The organism is Pseudomonas sp. TE3911 (assembly GCF_054062775.1).
Genome location: NZ_JBSSFP010000001.1, coordinates 1,054,589 through 1,071,754 on the forward strand (window position 1 = coordinate 1,054,589; position 17,166 = coordinate 1,071,754).

The following is a 17,166-nucleotide window of genomic DNA, read 5'->3' on the forward strand; positions in this document are numbered from 1 at the left end:
CCTCATGCCTCAATGAGATTCCAAAGCTGACGATTTCAATAACGCCTACGCGTGCGTCAACCCCGTCAACGTATCCGCAATCGTCTTCGTCCGCTGCGCCGTGCCCTCGGTCGCACGGCTGGACGCTTCCAACGCGTCCAGCATCTCTCGCAGTGCGCCCACACCGGTGGACTGGTCTTCGATCTGCTGGGCTACCCGCTGGATCTCACTCGACAGCAGGTCAATATCCACGCCAATTTCCGCCGCATTCTTACGCGTGATTTCCGCCAGCTTGCGCACCTCGTCCGCCACCACTGCAAAGCCCCGGCCCAAGTCGCCCGCGCGCGCTGCTTCAATGGCCGCGTTGAGCGCCAGCAAGTTGGTCTGCCCGGCGATCTGCTGGATTACCTGCACAATCGACTGGATCCGCAAACTCGACCCGGCAAGCGTGCGCGCACCTTCCACCGCCACATCCGCCTGGCTCGACAACCCCTCCACCGTGGCCCCGGCCTGGGCCGATACGCTGTTCTGCTGGTCGATGGTGCTGACCAAGTCATCCATCGACGCGTGCAACTCACCGGAGTAATGCTTGAGCTGCGCCGCGATTTCTTCCTGCTGTTGCTCAGCCTGGGCCAGCACCTGGCCCAAGTCCGCCAGGCCTTCAAATACCGGCAGGATATTGTTATCCAGCCCACGGGTGTTCAGGGTGTTGGAGAAATCATTGTTCTTGAACGCAGCAATTTGCTTGACCACCACATGGTTCAATCCCGCCAGTTTCTTCACCTGACGGCGTAGGAAAAATGCCTTGAACTCGCCGTAATGAGCGATGAAATTGTCCACATACTCGTCACTGAAACTTGCGCCCTTGGCCACCCGGAAGAAGAAAATCGCGGTCAGCGTCTGGTTCAGGTTCAACCCCAGAATCTCCCCGAAGGTCGAGAATCCCGCCAACGGCACATCGCCAAACGTCCCCGCCATGCTGCCCAACTCGGCGCCGTTGTTCAGCCGGCGCAAGATGCAGTCATTCAAAATCCCCGCCACCGGTTGGCCGCCCTTGCCACGCAGGAACTGTTCATAGTCCAGGCGCGTCGCCTCACGCAACGGCGTACGCCGCACCATCACCAACTCCTCGCCCGGCGCCACGTCGCAAAACAACTGCACGATCTGCTGCTCGAAGTCGATACGCGCGATGGACCGCACAAACAACTCACTGCCTACCCGAATCGCAAACGAATAATCCGCCAGCTTCGACTCCAATGCCTGCGGCGCACAATTAAACGCATCACACAGCGCCTGCACCATGCTCTTGATATTGCCGGCGCTGTCGATCACCTGGTCAATCGTGCGGTCCTCCACCGAGGCCGTCAGCACACTGAAGGTCAAATCCGCCGGTTTGAAATTCTGGCTTTTGAACACCCCAAATCGCACCTGCGCCGCCGTCTTCACAAACACAATCTGCGCATGATTCTGATAACTGCGCTGGCCGTCATGAATCAGCGTCTTCTGGAAATCCGACTTACCCCCGGCCGATCCCCCTACAAACAAACACGGAAACCGCCCCGACTCATACAGCGCCTCCATAAAAAACGACTCCGACGCTGACAACCCGTCGAACACCACATACGCCAACGTATCGCGATGATCGATCGGCGTACGCACCTGCACCCGCTTGATATGCCCCACCAACTTGGCAATGCGCTCCTGCATCCCCAACCGCTTACCGCCGCCACGAATGTCCTCACACTCCAGCGGCACCATCACCACCTCGGCCGAGGCGATCAGACTGTCGTCGAACAGCTGCAACACCACCCGGTCCCAGCGCTCGCCGGTGGCGCAATACAGCGAATTGGGCGCATTGCAGAGTTCGCCGGAAGTGGTGCACAGGCTGATGGTGGATTGTGGGAAACGGCGTTTGAGCTTGGCGGCGACCTGATCGATGTCCAGATGCGGCGAGATAAAACCGGTGATCAGAGTAGGGGTGATGCGCAGGGCGGTGAGGGCGGCGTCCAGGTCGTTGGCAGTGCTGGTGAGCGTGGCGGTGCCTTGACGATCGGCCCGGGCTTTTTTTAGAAGGGAGAGTGGGTTCATGTGGTGGACTCGATCGAGTGGTGATGCAGGGGTAGGCATGCGGTTAGTAGGGTTATCGGCAGGTTGGGTGGGGACTGGAGGGTGGGGGATGCGACGGATGGACGCGGGTGTGGGGAGTTTTCCTATTACTGATAGGCAGCTTTCGGCCAATAGCAGACAGATCGTTCTACAGCCTCGGCGCTTTGTATCAGCCAGCAGAGCGCTAGCGCAGAGAGGAAAAATACTGAGTAGGCGGTTTACCCAGTGCTTTCTTGAACATCGTGATGAATGCATTAACAGAGTCATATCCCAGGATGCCCGCTACACGTTGCACGGATACCCCCTCCGCCAAATGACTCAGTGCGATCATCAAATGCAATTGTTGACGCCAGCGTCCGAAGCTCAGCCCGGTCGTGCTTTCTACAAGCCTGGCCAGCGTTCGTTCACTGGTTGCAAGCCGAGTGGCCCACTCGCGCAACGTGGTTCGGTCGCCTGGATCTGAGAAGAGCGTATCCGCGATTTGTTTGATCTTGGGGTGGTCTGATATAGGCAAATGCAGCTCTTTCAGCGGAGCATCGGAAAGCTGCTCAAGCAGCACTGCAACCAGCCGAGCTGTCTTGCCCTCGGAATGGTAAGCAGGTTCCTGTTCAGCGAGATGCAGGACCATCTCCCGAACAAGGGGCGTAATGGCAACCGTGCAGCATTCTTCAGGCATGGCTGCCGCACCGGGCTCAACGAACAGAAAGCAGGTCCGGGCGTTTGCGGTCACTCGGCAACTGTGCGGCGTGCCGCCAGGGATCCATATGGCGTGCTGGGGAGGGACAAGCCAGAGTGCATTTTGCACCTCACAGCTCACTGCGCCGTGCAAAGACAGGATCAGCTGGCCTTTACGATGATCATGCGGGCGGGCACCCGAATCATTGAGGTCAGGCGCAACCTTGAGGGCAATCGCTGCCTGGGCGAAAAGGTCTGAATCGAAATCTTCCGGCGAGGAAACGATATTTTTTGAGCTTGGCATAATTTAGGTATCGGGCGTCTTGATATCTATATTGTACGGGCCTGAAGTTCTCTACAGTTGTCTTCTTTCAAGAGGACAGATAGAGAATATGTCAGATACAAAAAACAAGTGGCATGCCATCGCGCTCGTCGCAGGCATTCTGCTTATCGCCGTGAACCTGCGCGTTCCCTTTACCAGCATCGCGCCCGTTTTGCCGCTGATCCAGAATGATTTTGGCTTGAGCGCCTCAGCTCTAGGCCTGCTTACTTCACTGCCATTACTTGCCTTTGCAGCCTTCTCCCCGCTCAGCGCATCGGTCGCCCGCAGGTTCGGCATCGAGCGCACGCTTTTCGGTGCACTGTTGGTCATTTCAGCGGGCATCCTGCTCCGCTCCACAGGCAGCGCGTGGGCGTTGTACGCCGGTACGATATTGATAGGCACTGGGATCGCCCTGGGCAACGTGCTGCTGCCCGGCCTGATCAAACGCGACTTCTCGACAAAAATGGCGTCCATGACCGGCGCTTATTCCATCACGATGGGTGCAGCGGGCGCTGTCGGTTCTGCCGTAATAATTCCGCTGACCCAATCATGGGGATGGCCGATTGCCCTGAGTTTGTTGGTCGCAGCCCCGTTGTTGGCGCTGGTGGTGTGGCTGCCGCAGTTGAAAAAACACGAATACGTAAATCTGTCAGGTCCAAAACAAGCGCCAACCGTGGCCGTCTGGCGTTCGCCGCTGGCATGGCAGGTCACACTGTTCATGGGGCTGAACGCGATGCCTTTTTATGTCGCCGTCGGCTGGCTGCCGACCATTCTGATGGACCATGGCATATCCCCGGAGCAAGCAGGCACGGTACACGGCACGCTTCAACTGACCACGGCCATTCCCGGCTTGATTCTGGCGGCCACGCTTCGCCGTCTCAAAGACCAGAAACTGGCAGCCGCTACCGTCAGCCTGTTAACCGCCTCATCCCTGATCGGGCTCATTTACGCGCCAGACTACGCCATGTTGTGGGCCGCGGTCCTGGGCTTCGGCTCTGGTGCCAGCATGATGCTCGGCCTGACCTTCATCGGCTTGCGCACACAAAATGCCGGTGACACGGCGGCACTTTCAGGAATGGCGCAGTGCGTCGGCTACCTGATGGCAGCCGCAGGCCCCTTGCTGCTGGGCCAACTGCACGACTGGACCGGTGGCTGGACAGCACCGCTGCTGATCATAGCCGCAATATCCGTAGCCGGCGCATTCACCGGCATGCTGGCCGGGCGCAACGTTCAACTTGAATCTGCTGAATCATCGTCGCGAACAAGCCCTGCAATCCAGTCAGCGAATGCGCTCACAGCTGGCGATAGAAAGCGCTGATGGCGGGTATAGCAGGTGCACAGGAACCGAATCCGGCCGCCAGTCAGCAAGCACTTCGACCAGCCGCCCTTCTCGCAGATGCGAGGAAACCACGTTCTCGGCGAGTTGCACTAGCCCGAAGCCTTCAAGGCACATTTTGATGTAGAGCCCAGTCTCGTTGACAGCCGCTGTGCCGTTCACCGGGACTGAGACCCTTTCGGTGCCACGGGCGAAGCGCATTTCGCTTGCTTGCCTTGCGCGGCCCGAGAAGTAATGGATGGCCCGGTGGTGAGACAAATCTAGCGGAGTTTGCGGAGTACCGTTTTCTTCGAGATAGGCGACAGACGCACAGGTTACCCAGCGAAACCGGCCGAGGGGGCGCGCAACGAGCGTTGAGTCATCGAGCTCACCTGTACGAATAACGCAATCGACACCCTCTTGAACCAGATCAACCTGCCGATCGTTGACGCCTATCATCAGGTAGATATCCGGGTAGCGCCTGTAAAAGTCTTGCAGGTTTGGCATGACGATGAAGTGTGCAATGCCACCGGGCATATCGACACGCAAACGCCCCTGTGGCCGTTTTACGGAATCCGTCAGGCTGGTCTCTGTGTGTTCGATCAGCTCCAATATTTCCCGGCATTGCACCAGATATTGTGCGCCTTCAGAGGTCAGGCTGACCCGCCGCGTTGTTCTGTTCAGCAGGCGCACCTGCAAGTACTTCTCAAGATTTTTAACGCTGCTGGTAACTGTCGAGGCCGGCAGAGAGAGCGTCTGCGCCGCCTGGATAAAGCTTCCTGCTTCAGCCACACGCACGAAAACCTTCATCGCTTGAATACGGTCCATGACTGTTAGCAGCCTCAAAGCAGTGATCGGGGGAAGTCGTTATTATTCGTAAATATTGAATAATAAAAACAGTTTAACCATCTTTTTCCCGCAGTACCGCATTGCGTACATTGCTTCCAACGAAATTTGAAGAGGTGTACAGAAAATGGCTGAATATAACCGCAGCATTGTGCAGGCCCCGGCCGCTCCGGCCGCCCGCACCCTTATCCGCGGCGCCACTGTGCTAAGCATGGACGGTGATATCGGCAATCTGGCGCGCGGCGATATCCTTATCGAAGGCAGCACCATCACGGCCATAGGTGAAAACATCGAGGCCGGCGACGCCGTTGTTATCGAGGCATCCGGCATGATTGCCATGCCCGGCATGGTCGATACGCATCGTCACTCCTGGGAAGGCCAACTGCGTCGAATCAATCCGAATGCCGAAACCCTAGAAGACTACTGCAACGCAACGCACTTCTCGTTCGCCAAATACTATCGCCCGGCTGACATGTATATCGGCAATCTGCTGACTGCATTGGGCTGCATCGATGCGGGCATCACGACCGTGGTCGATAACTCGCACAACAGCCGCACCGGCGCTCACTCCGATGCCGCGGTCGAGGCGCTGCTCGATGCTGGTATCCGGTCTGTACACGCCTCCGGTGCGCCAGTTTCCGGTGAGTGGGACAAAGCCCACTGGCCGGGCAACCTGGAGCGTCTCCAGGAAAAATACGTCAATAACGGTGACAACCCGCTGCTCTCGCTGGCGGTGATGGCGCAGCTGGAACCTGAGCTGTGGGCCGAGGCCCGGCGTCTGGGGCTGCCGATCATCACCGAATTTTTTGGCGGGGACATGGCAGCTGAGTTGGAGGGTTTGCATCGCGAGGGCCTGCTGCGCCCCGATAACATCTTCAACCACTGCACCTCGCTGCCGGACGCCGGCTGGAAAATTCTTCGCGAGGCTGGCGTGCGGGTCAACGTATGCCCGCGTTCAGATGCCCACTACGGCATTGAAGATGGAATGTTCGCCATGCAGTCGGCCCAGCGCCACGGCATCAGCCCGGGGCTGAGTGTCGATAACGAAACCTCCTACAGCGGTGACATGTTCATGGAGATGCGGGTGGCGTTCTACCTGCAGCGCGTCATGGGCATGCACCAGCAGCGCTGCTGCGGCGCAGAACATCATCCGGTGACCCTACCTGCTCATGGCCTGCTCAAAGCCGCCACTCTCGACGGCGCTACCTGTGCCGGATTGCAGGACAAAGTCGGCAGCCTGGCCCCCGGCAAACAGGCCGACCTGATCCTTATAAACGCGCAGGACATCAACCTTTACCCGTCAGGCAACGCATTCGGCACCGTTGTACACGCGGCCGAACGCAGCAATGTCGACACGGTCATCATTGGCGGTCGCATCGTCAAGCGCGGCGGCAAGGTGCTGGGCGTGGACAGCGAAAGGCTGCGTGCAGCAATCGACGAATCCCGTGAGCATCTGTTTGCTGCCGCAGGCTACCAGCCGGATATTTTTGCCGAGACATTCATGCCGCTTGAGTCAGCCAAGTAAGGAGGCGCGAAATGAACGCAGCTTACTACCTGCTGGCCATCGCCGCGGGGCTTGGCATTACCCTGCAGACCACGCTGAATGGTCAACTCGCTAAAGGTGTGGGTGGAGATTCCGTAGCGGCGGCGCTGTTCTCATTTACTGCCGGTGCGGTATGCCTGGGCGTCTTTTCATTGATGCGCGGCGGGATAGTGGCCTCACTGGCGGCTATACCTGCCCAGCCCTGGTGGAGCCTGCTGGGCGGTCTGCTGGGTGCCGGTGCCTTGCTTAGTTATGTGGTGCTTGCGCCAAAAATCGGTCTGTCAGCCCTGCTGGGCCTCGCTATCGCAGGGCAGATTGTCTCGTCACTGGTTATCGATCATTTCGGATTGATGGGGGCATCGGAAAGACCGGTGTCTCTCGTCAAGTTGGCCGGGTCAATGGTGATGCTCACAGGCCTGGCCATCGCCCTGTTCAGTGACAGGTGGTCAGCGCTTTTCCCCAACTGACTGACTTGTTTACCCCATCCTGTTTCGTAGGACGCAACCATGTTTAAAACCCTAACCGACACCACCAGTCTTCTTGGCGAGTGCCCTGTCTGGTGTGAAAGAACGGAACGCCTGTTCTGGACCGATATCCCAGGTTGCGAACTGCTTGCTCTGGACCCCGTAAGCGGTGAAGTACAGCGCTGGCGAGTGCCGGAGCCGCTGGGGTCGTTCGCCCTTACGACAAATGCAGACGTATTGCTAATGGGATTGGCCTCCTGCCTGGGTTATTACAACCTGAGTACTGGTCGCTTCACCAAAATTACCATCACGCCTGGAGTACCCGGAACCCGGATCAATGATGGCCGCTGCGACCGTATGGGCAACTTTGTGTTTAGCACTATGGATGCCGGTGAGCCGGTGCAAACTATAGGGCGATTTCACCGGTTCAATGCCGCGACGCTCAAGACTGAAACGCTGGACCTTCCCGAAGTGGCGATCCCGAACAGCATCTGTTTTAGCCCGGACGGTTCCACCATGTATTACGCGGACTCCCTGCAAGGATGCATTTTCTGCTGCGATTACCCGTCGCTAGAAAACCAGCGTGTATTCACTACAGTCAAAGGTCAGGGTGCTCCAGACGGTTCTTGTATTGATGCGCAGGGTTTTCTCTGGAATGCGGAATGGGGCGGTAGCAAAGTCGTGCGTTACGCGACTGACGGCAAAGTTGACAGCGTGATCGACTCCCCGTGTATTCAGACCACTTGCCCGGTGTTAGCGGGACCTGGTTATGAAACGCTTTACTGCACCAGCGCACGGACAGGGCTGGATAAGCCGGCAGATTTCGATGGCACGCTGATAAAAGCCGAAGCCGTTTTAGCTGCCGGATTCCCTGAAGAGCGATTTACAGGACGACTGCACTGAATAGTGGGTTCTAGCCTGTCGCGCCGTTCTGAATGCCAACTTGGTAGACGCGCATGAATGACCGCTTCTGGCCGATAGCTGCCCTTCATGATAGCCAGTTACTAGCCACTACCTGTCAGTCGACTGATTAGACCGGGACGGTTACGCTGGCGTTTTAGCATGCACGGAAGAGCGTATGACAGAGGTGTACCAAGGAAGCTGTTTATGTGCCGCTGTCCGTTATGAGCTATCCACCACACCGCAAGCAGTGAGTCACTGTCATTGCAGCCAGTGTCGCAAAGGTCATGGGGCGGCATTTGCTTCTTACGGCAGCGTTCCGCGTAGCGCGCTGCAAATACTTAGCGGCTCCATCCATATCAAAACCTATGCTTCTTCAACGACGGTATCACGCGAGTTCTGCGTGCAGTGTGGTTCGGCCTTGTTTTGGTCACGGTCTCAAGGCGAGCTTGCCAGTTGGGTTTCAATAGCATTGGGTACGCTCGATACCCCGTTTTTCCCTCTAAAGCAGAAACACGTTCATCTCGACTCCGCAGCTCACTGGTACATCCCAACCACCCCATGCCCTCCAGTTGATTGAAGTCTTCTGGGCGAAAGCTGCCTGTCGCTCTGACCCCTTGTTGTTGACCGATATAGGCATTGACGTAAAATCGCCACCCCCAAAAAATCAGCGTGCATAGCGAGAAGGAGCTTCGATGCAACGGGTGATGATTGTTGGTCAACCTGGGTCTGGCAAAAGCACTTTGGCGCGCGAGCTTGGTCAGCGCACGGGCTTGCCGGTCGTTCATATCGACACTATTCACTGGCAGCCAGGTTGGATAGAACGAAGCCGGGACGAGAAAACGCAGCTTTGCCTCGATGTCGAGGCCCGTGATTGCTGGATATTCGAAGGGGGCCATTCGGCCACTTGGGAAAATCGGATGGCCCGTGCAGATCTTTTAATTTGGATTGATCGTTCGGCGACGCTTCGATTCTTGCGCGTACTGCGCAGAACGCTGCTCCAACGGGGTCAATCTCGGCCTGACTTGCCCGAGAACTGCCCCGAACTGCTGGCGAACCTGCCGGAGTTTTTTAGATTCATGTGGCGGACGAAAAAAACAGCGCGAGCAAAGATGCAGCAACTCGTGGCAACTGCACCATCAACCTGCCGCGTGGTTTATCTGCGGTCTAATCGAGAGGCCAGGATGTTTATCGCGAGTATTGAAAATTCGGCTGGTCAGGCTCCGCGAGATTGATCGTTGGTTGGCTGCCTCGCTACGTAAACTGCGGGTCGTCATGCGGGGACAATGCCCTTCAAAATCCGCGTCGCCTGGCGTGTATCGCGCGCTCAATATCCCTCCATAAATAGCACTGCCTCCAATTGGCGTACGTTGTAGGCCAAGCCCGATCGCGTGCTAAGCGACCGCGCAATGGATGCTACAAGACGATTTGCATCGAGCTGCGCTGGCCATGACATATATGCATTGCGCCACACGGTACGAGTCGCTCGTGGCCGACTACCGCCACGTCCAGCGATCAGGCCTAGGTTGGGGTAGTGCGCTTTGAAGGAATCGAGTTCGGCGTCAACGAACACGGCCTCGGCAATACCCACCAATGCGGTGGCTACACGCGAGTCATAGATCACAAAGTCGTCTGGGTAAAACATGGCGTACAGCTTCGTCCATGCGCTGTTCATTGCAGCTGGGTTCTGAGCATTGCGGTTAGCAGCACGTTGCAGGTTGGCGACGACCGCGTCGGCATCCCGCGTGGGCAGGCGCACTCCGCCCCACTGGCAGATAGACGCGAATAATGCCAACACCGCATCGGCATTACCGGCAAGGTCAAGACTTAGCACTCGCGCCTGAGCAATAAACCCCTGTAGCACTTGCTCTGTTGCTACGAAGCTTACTCCCGGCGAGGGCCAGAAGTAGCTGCTCAATCTTGCATCCAGTCCCTGAGCTGCCTGGGCTGGGTAAACCTTCCGGCGGCGACGATCGTAAATTTGAAAGGGTTCATGTTTAAGGTAGAAGGCAAAGCGCGCTTCCCAGGGGCTCAAGTCATGGCAACCCATGGCAGCCTCAGCAGCGGGCTCGACTTCAGCGGTCAGCTCCTGCGTCTCGTCCATGCCGAGCAACTCATACAAGCCCTCGGCCACACGCCGGTAACGTGCCACCTGGCCGCTGCGCGCCCAGTAACCGGTGAGCTCACACAGGTTTGCCAACTGCGTATTGATTGTGTTGGCGGCGAAGAAGTCCAAGCCCACGCGATAGCGTTCGTTGGTATCGGTCGGGTTTAAGTAGACCTTACGGCAAGGGGTTTTAAGGTCTGCAGCGCGGAATTTTAGCGGTAGCGCGCCGGCGTGGATTTCAAGGGCGATTGCGTCGTGCAGGGCCATTAGGCATTCCAAATGCTGGGGGTAAAGAGGTGCGATAGGCTACTCGGCGTCAGGCGTGCAATCCAGTGTGGTAAGCCGATGGCTAAGAATTCAAAAAGGTCCGCGCTCAAGCCCAAACGCCCTGCGTTTGCTCTCATTTGTTAAGTCAGTAATCCGGCTGACAGGGCCCGCATGCCTGATGGTTATTCACCAACAGCGCTCAGTTGGCCCGTCGGGGCAGCAGTGCAGAAAGGTAAAGTACAGCGCCGTCGTGCCGATACAGGCGCGAGTATTGCGATGTGCTCAGGGATTTCTAACGAAAACCTAGAGGACGTTTGGGGTCATGGCTGGAAAGTTAATTACAGCTATTCATTAGACATACGGAAGCCATAATGAAACGGATTGAGCGAGACTTCGTTACGCTGTTCAACTACCTCTGGTACAAGGATTTTCCCGTTACTGAAAAAGCTGGCCTAGCGAATAGGGCCAACTGGACGATCCATATGGGCCTCGTAATTCGTCAATGTGCCAGCCTGATGGGTGCACGGGCTCTTTTCGAATCGGGCGGGCGTACCGATGCGGTGGTTCAGTACTCCGAAAAGGATATTCTGACTTTCGTGGAATGGGAGTGGAAGCGTGCCCACACGGACATCAATGAAATCCAAAAGCTGCATAGCAAGGCCGGTCAGGCAGCATTTCAGACGTTCATTGGGTACAGCCGTGTAGAAGACGTTCAAAAGGCTTTAGACCAGGCGTTGAACACATGGATCGATGCTAAAAGCCCCTTGATTTATTTTCTGATCACCTACGACGTAGTTAAAGGCAACCGCCACTTCGTTGATCTTGTGACCTATGAATTTACAAAAAACCGGTGCAAGAGAATACGCAGTCAGCCGGCGTTACCCTGGATGGTAAATCGAAAGAAGTTCATCGACGCTGATGAAAACACATAAAGCCTGAAAGACTTGGGTACTGTTGCCGATGAGCATTTCCCTGCTGGCCTCATTGGCAATACCGAGCAACGTGGTCACCGAGCCAGTGCGTGAGGTGCTACTACTCGACGACCTCGCGTGATTGGCGTGTCTAGCGATGGTCCGTCTCGCGTGTCATCAACTGATCGACCAATACCACGTCTAGTTCACTAAGTTGGTGAATCGCCAACGCCACATCCCGCTGTTTCCCTTCAGCTCATCCGACAGGCCAAGCAACAACGCAGTAACCGAAGAAAAAGTCTCATAGCTATCAGCAATCAACACTTCACTGCGAACATCGTCAGCAACGCTGAATAGCGTCGTCGTGTGCGGGGGAGGCGTCTCCAGCGGTTCTGCCCCCGCGTTGAGGTAGTGATCAATCGCACGATGCGCCGCCTGATTCAGTTTCAGGTCGGGATCGTTCCTCAGCCTTGCACCCGTGGTGGTGTGGAGTCGGATACTGGCGTTTCTGGTTCGTCAGCGAGTTGCATGGCCGACAGCGCTTTCAGCTTGTGATGGGGGCCGGTGAAGCGTGTGTCGCCATCCAGTACTGTGAGCGTGATCCGTTCTGAAACGCACCGATGGAATGGGGTGAACATGCGTTTTTTTGGGTAGTAAACGCCTTCCGACGTCTCGGAATACTTTAAGGCGATCATCACTTTTTGCAGTGCAGCGGGGCTGATACGACTGGCAACGCGCCACTCGGCAAGTGCGGCGTCGCGGTACATGTTGTAAGTCCGCCCTATGCATGCGCCCAGGGTGCCGCCGTAAAGGACGTTGCTCTTGAATGTGTCGGTTATGCCCATGATGTGTGCAGCAAACAGCAGAATGGCCGTCGCTACAAAACAGAGGAGGATGCTTTCCAGTAGTGCCAATGCCTTGTAAGGGTCAGCGGCTAGTTGGTCTTTGAGCTTAAGTCGGGTGATGGCAGTGTCGGCGTGTTTTGGCGCGTGGGTGTTAAGCGGTTTCAAGCGTTACCCCTCCTGGGTTGAGTTTTCCTGATCGAGAACAACTCGCATTCTACGTAAAGTGAAGCGGCCATCCCCGTTTTTGCTCGATTGAACTTGGTATTGCCCAGGATTGCCCCATAACTACCTCTGTCTCCATTAACCGCAAGGACAAACCATGACCAACCCAACCGAAACCGCCATCCTCGCCGGCGGCTGCTTCTGGGGCATGCAAGACCTGTTGCGACGCTACCCCGGCGTGCTGCACACGCGAGTCGGCTACACCGGTGGCGATGTGCCGAATGCCACCTATCGCAACCATGGCAACCATGCTGAGGCGATTGAAATCGTGTTTGACCCGGCGGTGATTTCCTACCGGCAGATTCTTGAGTTCTTTTTCCAGATCCATGACCCCAGCACGCCGAATCGGCAGGGCAATGATCTTGGGCCGAGCTATCGTTCGGCGATTTACTACCTGAGCGAACAGCAAAGGGATATTGCCGAAGATACCGCGGCTGATGTGGATGCCTCCAAGCTGTGGCCGGGACGTGTGGTCACGGAAATTGAACCCGCCAGGGAGTTTTGGGAGGCGGAGCCGGAGCATCAGGATTATCTGGAGCGGATACCGAACGGGTATACCTGCCATTTCATCCGGCCGAATTGGAAGTTGCCCAAGCGGGCGTCATCGGGGTCAGCTCCCTGAGCGCCTGCGCCCAGCCAAGGACGAATATGTCCAAGCCTCAAATGGCGAAAAAAACGCACACAGGGCATGCAGGATGGCCGGCGTGGTCATCATTGCCTACGTCCTTGTCGTCAGAAAAGTCGCCATTTCAGTGCTTTGGCCAAGTGCCATCGCTCGTTAGGTAGGAATGGCCAAGTCCGGTTGATTCAAATCCCTTCCTGCTCCATCAGCCTGGCCGACAGCGCTTTCAGCTTGAAATAGGGGCCTGCGAAGCGCGTGCCCCCATCCAGTGTGGTGAGCGTGATCCGCTCTGAATCGCACCGATGGAATGGGGTGAACATGCGTTTTTTCGGGTAGTAAACGCCTTCCTGCGTTTCGGAATACTTCAAGGCGAGCATCGCGTTTTGCAGTGCAGTGGGGCTGATATGCCGGGCAATGCTCCACTCGGAAAGTGCCGCGTCGTGGTACATCCAGTACGTCGCGCCTATACATGCGCCCAGTGTGCCGCTATAGAGGACGTTGCTCTTGAATGTGTCGGTTATGCCGACGCTTTGTGCAACGAACAGCATAAGGGCCGTCGTTACCAAACAGAGGAGGGTGCTTTCCAGCAATGCCAATCCCTTGTAAGGGTCTACGGCCAGTTGGTCTTTGAGCTTAAGTCGTGTGATGGCCGTGTCGGCGTGTTTTGGCGCGTGGGTGTCAAGCGGTTTCAAGCGTTACCCATCCTGGGTTGAGTTTTCCTGATCGAGAACGGCTCGCATTTTACGCAAAGTGAAGCGGCTGTGTAGGACGTTTTCCTTGGGCCCCATCTCTATCGTTTGCCGCCTCACCGGCTCCCCCTTTACTCCGGCTTCTTGTAGGCCTTGTACTCGTTCTGCAGCACGATATGGTCCGCCACGTATTTCGCGTCGTGCCACACCCCATAGATAAACGACGACGCACGGTTCACCAGATTCGGCAGGCCCAAAAAGTAAACGCCGCTTTGCGCCGAGATTCCGCGTTTGTGGAACGGCTCGCCTTTCTCATCAAACGCATCCACCTTCAACCAGCTGAAATCGAACTTGAAGCCGGTTGCCCAGAGAATGGTGGTTACACCGGCTTCAGCCAGGTTGAGGCTGAGGATCGGATCAAGCAGGCACTCCGGGTCGGGCAGCAGTTCCCAGGCTTGCGGTTCCAGCGGGAATGGCAGGCCGTTGGCTTCGATATACGCATCCGCATCACGCAGTACATCAAAATACGCACGATCCCCTTCGGCCACGTTTTCGGCCAGGCCCGGTTGGAAGGTCATGACGCCGTCCTCCCAATTCTGGGTAACGCCTACCAGGTGAATGCCTTGGTGCGCCAGTCGGCGGAAGTCGACGGTCTTGCCGCCTTCATAGCCACTCACTGCAAACGCCACGTGCTTTTTCTTCGGCTGGATTTTGACTTCGTCCCACAAACCCAATGCGCCCAGCCACCAGCAGTAGTCGCGGCTGCGGTAGGCGCGGGGTGGGCGATAGTGTTCGCCGACGGAGAGGTACACGGTTTTGCCGGCCTTTTGCAGTTCTTCGGCGATTTGTGAGCCTGAGGCGCCGGCGCCCACTACGAGTACGGCGCCTTCGGGGAGTTGGCCGGGGTTTTTGTAGGTGGACGAGTGCAGTTGGTGAATCGGTGCGGTGGTGGGGACGATGTTGGGGATTGAGGGGCGTTGGAACGGGCCGGTGGCGGCGACGACGTTGGTGGCTTCGATCACGCCCGCCGAGGTCGTGACTTTGAAGCCGGGGCGGCCGAGGTGGCGCTCTACTTGTTGCACTTCTACGCCAGTGCGCACCGGAGCCTGGAGTTTGTCGACGTAGGCTTCGAAGTAGTCGGCCATGCGTTCTTTGGGCGGGAAGGCTTCGGGGGAGAGGCCTTCGAAGGTCAGGCCGGGGAAGCGGTCGTGCCAGGCGGGGCCGTTGGCGACCAGGGAGTCCCAGCGCTCGGAGCGCCAGCGTTCGGCGATGCGGTGGCGTTCGAGCACGATGTGGGGCACGCCCATCAGGGACAGGTGTTCGCTCATGGCGACGCCGGCCTGGCCTGCGCCGACTACTAGGGTGTTGATGGTTTCGACGGTCATTGGCGTTTCCTGGAAAGTAAGAGGTTTATTAGCAACACCGAGGGTCCACATTGGGTCTGCTGTGTTTTCGAGTTCGCATTTAAGGCTTGAGCAACTCGGCCACCGCCGTCAGCGCCAATTCATATCCCAACGCCCCCAGCCCGGCGATCACACCGGTGGCGGCCCTGGACACGTAGGAGTGATGCCGAAAGCGCTCGCGCTTCCAGATATTGCTCATGTGCGCTTCGATGATCGGGCCGCCGAAGGCCAGCAGCGCGTCAAGGATCGGCACTGAGCTGTAGCTGAGGCCGGCGGCATTGATCACCAGGGCGTCGCTGTTCAGGCGCGCCTCTTGAATCCAGTCCACCAGCACGCCTTCGTGGTTGCTTTGGCGAAAGTCCAGGGTCAGGCCCAACTCGCCGGCGTGGCGTTGGCAGCGGGCTTCGATGCTGGCGAAGCTTTCGTTGCCGTAGGTGCCGTGCTTGTCCAGCCCGTAGAGGTTGGCATTAGGGCCATTGAGGAAGTAAACGCGGTGGGGCATGACGGGCTCCAGGTTATTCGGCGACGGTCAGCACGACTTTGCCGACGTTGGCGTTGGCTTCCAGCAGGCGATGGGCATCGGCCGCTTGAGACAGGGGCAACTGCGCGTGGATCTGTGGGCGCACCACACCGGCCGCCAGCCAGGGCAACACGCGCGAGCGGATACACGCCGCCAGGCGGGCTTTTTCAGCGTGGCTTTTGGGGCGCAGGGTGGAGGAGGTGAGGCTGAGGTTTTTGCGCATCAGCACCTGCAAGTCCAACTCGATGTTCGCGCCTTGCAGGAATGACAGGCTCACATGCCGCCCGCCCATGGCCATGGCCGCCAGATTGCGCGCGACATAGGGGCCGCCGACGTTATCCAGCACCACGTCGACGCCGCGTCCTTGGGTGCAGTCGTGCACCACCGCGACGAAGTCTTCCAAATGGCGATCAATCGCACGCCATACACCCAGCGCTTGCAGCATCGCGACCTTTTGCGGGCCGCCTGCGGTGGCGATCACCCGCGCCCCCGCAGCCTGCGCACACTGCACGGCAAAGCTGCCGACGCCACTGGCGGCGCCGTGGATCAGCACGCTGTCGCCGCTGCGCAGGCGCCCGAGCTCAAACAGGGTGTGCCACACCGTGAACGCCGCTTCCGGAACCGCAGTGGCAGCGTGCAGCGATAATCCCGCCGGCACCGGCAGGCAGTGCGCCGCCTGGGCCACGCAGTACTCGGCGTAGCCGCCGCCGTTGAGCAAGGCCATCACGCGATCGCCCACCGCACATTCATCCACGCGGCTGCCCACCGCGACCACAATGCCCGCCGCTTCCAGGCCCAGCACATCGGTAACGCCGGGTGGGATTGCTGAGCCGCTGCGTTGCATCAGGTCGGGGCGATTGACCCCGGCCGCCACGACGCGAATCAGCACCTCACCGGGTTGCAAAGCCGGCATAGGGCGTTCCACCACCTGCAGCACTTCAGGGCCACCGGGCTCACGGGCAATCACCGCTTTCATACGGATACGGTCCAGTCGTCCGGCACCACGGCGATCACATCGATCTCCATCAGCCACTCCGGCTGGCCCAGGCCGGAAATCACCAGGCCGGTGGAAATCGGGAACACACCTTTGAGCCATTTACCGACCTCCTGGTACACCGGCTCGCGGTAGCGCGGGTCGATCAAATAAGTGGTGGTCTTGACGATGTGCGACAGGTCCGAGCCCGCCTCTTCGAGCAGTTGCTTGACGTTCTTCATCGCCTGTTCGGCCTGGGCGCGCGGGTCGCCGAGGCCGATCAGGTTGCCGTCGAAATCGGTACCGATCTGGCCGCGCACATAGATGGTGTTGCCGGCGCGCACGGCCTGGCACAGGTCGTTGTCCAGCGCCTGGTTGGGATAAGTCTGTTTGGTGTTGAACATGCGGATGCGGGTGTGGGTAGGCATATCGAAGGGCTCGTCGTAAGCGGGATGAA

The 17,166-nt window shown here is 57.9% G+C and carries 18 protein-coding genes and 1 pseudogene; 8 read left to right on the forward strand and 11 right to left on the reverse strand.

From position 1 onward, the window contains the following. Positions 1-45 precede the first annotated feature (45 nt). Together ACVWXD_RS04815 and ACVWXD_RS04820 are read right to left on the reverse strand one after the other, a co-directional pair. Positions 46-2,067 carry an FIST N-terminal domain-containing protein gene (locus tag ACVWXD_RS04815; protein ID WP_032885911.1) on the reverse strand — a complete coding sequence of 674 codons (2,022 nt, stop codon included), beginning with the start codon at positions 2,065-2,067 and terminating at the stop codon, positions 46-48. A 202-nt stretch (positions 2,068-2,269) separates the two neighbouring features. After that, positions 2,270-3,064: an AraC family transcriptional regulator gene (locus ACVWXD_RS04820; RefSeq protein ID WP_457370732.1), complete on the reverse strand. Its 795-nt coding sequence runs from the start codon at positions 3,062-3,064 to the stop codon at positions 2,270-2,272. A gap of 88 nt (positions 3,065-3,152) precedes the next feature. Between ACVWXD_RS04820 and ACVWXD_RS04825 the strand changes: the two genes are divergently transcribed. Further along, complete coding sequence (locus tag ACVWXD_RS04825) at positions 3,153-4,400, forward strand: MFS transporter (RefSeq protein ID WP_457370733.1); 1,248 nt, start codon at positions 3,153-3,155, stop codon at positions 4,398-4,400. Here ACVWXD_RS04825 and ACVWXD_RS04830 read toward each other — a convergent pair. After that, a complete protein-coding gene (locus tag ACVWXD_RS04830; RefSeq protein WP_457370734.1) occupies positions 4,362-5,225 on the reverse strand; it encodes a LysR substrate-binding domain-containing protein in 864 nt (287 codons plus the stop codon). The genes ACVWXD_RS04825 and ACVWXD_RS04830 overlap by 39 nt on opposite strands. 145 nt (positions 5,226-5,370) lie before the next feature. On the opposite strand from ACVWXD_RS04830, the gene ACVWXD_RS04835 reads away from it, so the two are divergent. From ACVWXD_RS04835 to ACVWXD_RS04855, 5 genes are all read left to right on the forward strand, one after another. Next, complete coding sequence (locus ACVWXD_RS04835) at positions 5,371-6,768, forward strand: amidohydrolase family protein (protein ID WP_058426046.1); 1,398 nt, start codon at positions 5,371-5,373, stop codon at positions 6,766-6,768. Positions 6,769-6,779: 11 nt separating this feature from the next. Beyond that, on the forward strand, positions 6,780-7,253 hold the full coding sequence (locus ACVWXD_RS04840; RefSeq protein ID WP_122822439.1) for a DMT family transporter: 474 nt from the start codon (positions 6,780-6,782) through the stop codon (positions 7,251-7,253). Between the two features lie 39 nt (positions 7,254-7,292). Next, positions 7,293-8,153 (forward strand): SMP-30/gluconolactonase/LRE family protein, encoded by an 861-nt coding sequence (locus ACVWXD_RS04845; RefSeq protein ID WP_457370735.1) that lies wholly within the window; start codon positions 7,293-7,295, stop codon positions 8,151-8,153. A 175-nt stretch (positions 8,154-8,328) separates the two neighbouring features. After that, positions 8,329-8,730, forward strand: a complete 402-nt coding sequence (locus tag ACVWXD_RS04850; RefSeq protein WP_099603090.1) for a GFA family protein — start codon at positions 8,329-8,331, stop codon at positions 8,728-8,730. 115 nt (positions 8,731-8,845) lie between these two features. Continuing rightward, the gene (locus ACVWXD_RS04855; protein WP_447096551.1) at positions 8,846-9,385 is read left to right on the forward strand and encodes an AAA family ATPase; all 540 of its coding nucleotides are present in this window, start codon (positions 8,846-8,848) and stop codon (positions 9,383-9,385) included. A gap of 92 nt (positions 9,386-9,477) precedes the next feature. On the opposite strand, the gene ACVWXD_RS04860 is transcribed toward ACVWXD_RS04855, so the two are convergent. Further along, positions 9,478-10,524 (reverse strand): hypothetical protein, encoded by a 1,047-nt coding sequence (locus tag ACVWXD_RS04860; RefSeq protein ID WP_099603092.1) that lies wholly within the window; start codon positions 10,522-10,524, stop codon positions 9,478-9,480. Between the two features lie 371 nt (positions 10,525-10,895). Here ACVWXD_RS04860 and ACVWXD_RS04865 point away from each other — a divergent pair, with 371 nt between their 5' ends. Beyond that, positions 10,896-11,456 carry a hypothetical protein gene (locus ACVWXD_RS04865; protein ID WP_181640386.1) on the forward strand — a complete coding sequence of 187 codons (561 nt, stop codon included), beginning with the start codon at positions 10,896-10,898 and terminating at the stop codon, positions 11,454-11,456. Between the two features lie 130 nt (positions 11,457-11,586). Here ACVWXD_RS04865 and ACVWXD_RS04870 read toward each other — a convergent pair. Both ACVWXD_RS04870 and ACVWXD_RS04875 read right to left on the reverse strand, forming a co-directional pair. Further along, positions 11,587-11,885, reverse strand: a pseudogene (locus tag ACVWXD_RS04870) (DUF6124 family protein). A 14-nt stretch (positions 11,886-11,899) separates the two neighbouring features. Beyond that, on the reverse strand, positions 11,900-12,445 hold the full coding sequence (locus ACVWXD_RS04875) for a hypothetical protein (protein ID WP_099603094.1): 546 nt from the start codon (positions 12,443-12,445) through the stop codon (positions 11,900-11,902). Positions 12,446-12,599: 154 nt separating this feature from the next. Between ACVWXD_RS04875 and msrA the strand changes: the two genes are divergently transcribed. Continuing rightward, on the forward strand, positions 12,600-13,124 hold the full coding sequence (gene msrA, locus ACVWXD_RS04880; RefSeq protein WP_099603095.1) for a peptide-methionine (S)-S-oxide reductase MsrA: 525 nt from the start codon (positions 12,600-12,602) through the stop codon (positions 13,122-13,124). A gap of 185 nt (positions 13,125-13,309) precedes the next feature. Here msrA and ACVWXD_RS04885 read toward each other — a convergent pair whose 3' ends face one another. The 5 genes from ACVWXD_RS04885 to ACVWXD_RS04905 all read right to left on the reverse strand — a co-directional run bounded on the left by ACVWXD_RS04885 (position 13,310) and on the right by ACVWXD_RS04905 (position 17,137). Next, the gene (locus tag ACVWXD_RS04885) at positions 13,310-13,816 is read right to left on the reverse strand and encodes a hypothetical protein (RefSeq protein ID WP_181644492.1); all 507 of its coding nucleotides are present in this window, start codon (positions 13,814-13,816) and stop codon (positions 13,310-13,312) included. Between the two features lie 128 nt (positions 13,817-13,944). Further along, positions 13,945-15,198 (reverse strand): flavin-containing monooxygenase, encoded by a 1,254-nt coding sequence (locus ACVWXD_RS04890; RefSeq protein ID WP_032885900.1) that lies wholly within the window; start codon positions 15,196-15,198, stop codon positions 13,945-13,947. Positions 15,199-15,277: 79 nt separating this feature from the next. Continuing rightward, entirely contained in the window at positions 15,278-15,718 is a 441-nt protein-coding gene (locus tag ACVWXD_RS04895) for a type II 3-dehydroquinate dehydratase (RefSeq protein ID WP_032885898.1), read from the reverse strand. A 13-nt stretch (positions 15,719-15,731) separates the two neighbouring features. Continuing rightward, positions 15,732-16,712 (reverse strand): NAD(P)H-quinone oxidoreductase, encoded by a 981-nt coding sequence (locus ACVWXD_RS04900; protein WP_181644493.1) that lies wholly within the window; start codon positions 16,710-16,712, stop codon positions 15,732-15,734. Beyond that, a complete protein-coding gene (locus ACVWXD_RS04905; RefSeq protein ID WP_032885897.1) occupies positions 16,709-17,137 on the reverse strand; it encodes a RidA family protein in 429 nt (142 codons plus the stop codon). Before ACVWXD_RS04905 ends, ACVWXD_RS04900 begins: the two co-directional genes overlap by 4 nt. Positions 17,138-17,166 lie beyond the last annotated feature (29 nt).

Excerpts from the sequence above, each read along its gene's own strand:
- ACVWXD_RS04865 (WP_181640386.1), top strand. The coding sequence starts at position 10,896 with ATGAAACGGATTGAGCGAGACTTCGTTACGCTGTTCAACTACCTCTGG.
- ACVWXD_RS04905 (WP_032885897.1), bottom strand. The coding sequence starts at position 17,137 with ATGCCTACCCACACCCGCATCCGCATGTTCAACACCAAACAGACTTAT.
- ACVWXD_RS04900 (WP_181644493.1), bottom strand. The coding sequence starts at position 16,712 with ATGAAAGCGGTGATTGCCCGTGAGCCCGGTGGCCCTGAAGTGCTGCAG.
- ACVWXD_RS04890 (WP_032885900.1), bottom strand. The coding sequence starts at position 15,198 with ATGACCGTCGAAACCATCAACACCCTAGTAGTCGGCGCAGGCCAGGCC.
- ACVWXD_RS04860 (WP_099603092.1), bottom strand. The coding sequence starts at position 10,524 with ATGGCCCTGCACGACGCAATCGCCCTTGAAATCCACGCCGGCGCGCTA.
- msrA (WP_099603095.1), top strand. The coding sequence starts at position 12,600 with ATGACCAACCCAACCGAAACCGCCATCCTCGCCGGCGGCTGCTTCTGG.
- ACVWXD_RS04820 (WP_457370732.1), bottom strand. The coding sequence starts at position 3,064 with ATGCCAAGCTCAAAAAATATCGTTTCCTCGCCGGAAGATTTCGATTCA.
- ACVWXD_RS04845 (WP_457370735.1), top strand. The coding sequence starts at position 7,293 with ATGTTTAAAACCCTAACCGACACCACCAGTCTTCTTGGCGAGTGCCCT.
- ACVWXD_RS04855 (WP_447096551.1), top strand. The coding sequence starts at position 8,846 with ATGCAACGGGTGATGATTGTTGGTCAACCTGGGTCTGGCAAAAGCACT.
- ACVWXD_RS04840 (WP_122822439.1), top strand. The coding sequence starts at position 6,780 with ATGAACGCAGCTTACTACCTGCTGGCCATCGCCGCGGGGCTTGGCATT.
- ACVWXD_RS04815 (WP_032885911.1), bottom strand. The coding sequence starts at position 2,067 with ATGAACCCACTCTCCCTTCTAAAAAAAGCCCGGGCCGATCGTCAAGGC.
- ACVWXD_RS04830 (WP_457370734.1), bottom strand. The coding sequence starts at position 5,225 with ATGGACCGTATTCAAGCGATGAAGGTTTTCGTGCGTGTGGCTGAAGCA.
- ACVWXD_RS04825 (WP_457370733.1), top strand. The coding sequence starts at position 3,153 with ATGTCAGATACAAAAAACAAGTGGCATGCCATCGCGCTCGTCGCAGGC.
- ACVWXD_RS04850 (WP_099603090.1), top strand. The coding sequence starts at position 8,329 with ATGACAGAGGTGTACCAAGGAAGCTGTTTATGTGCCGCTGTCCGTTAT.
- ACVWXD_RS04895 (WP_032885898.1), bottom strand. The coding sequence starts at position 15,718 with ATGCCCCACCGCGTTTACTTCCTCAATGGCCCTAATGCCAACCTCTAC.
- ACVWXD_RS04835 (WP_058426046.1), top strand. The coding sequence starts at position 5,371 with ATGGCTGAATATAACCGCAGCATTGTGCAGGCCCCGGCCGCTCCGGCC.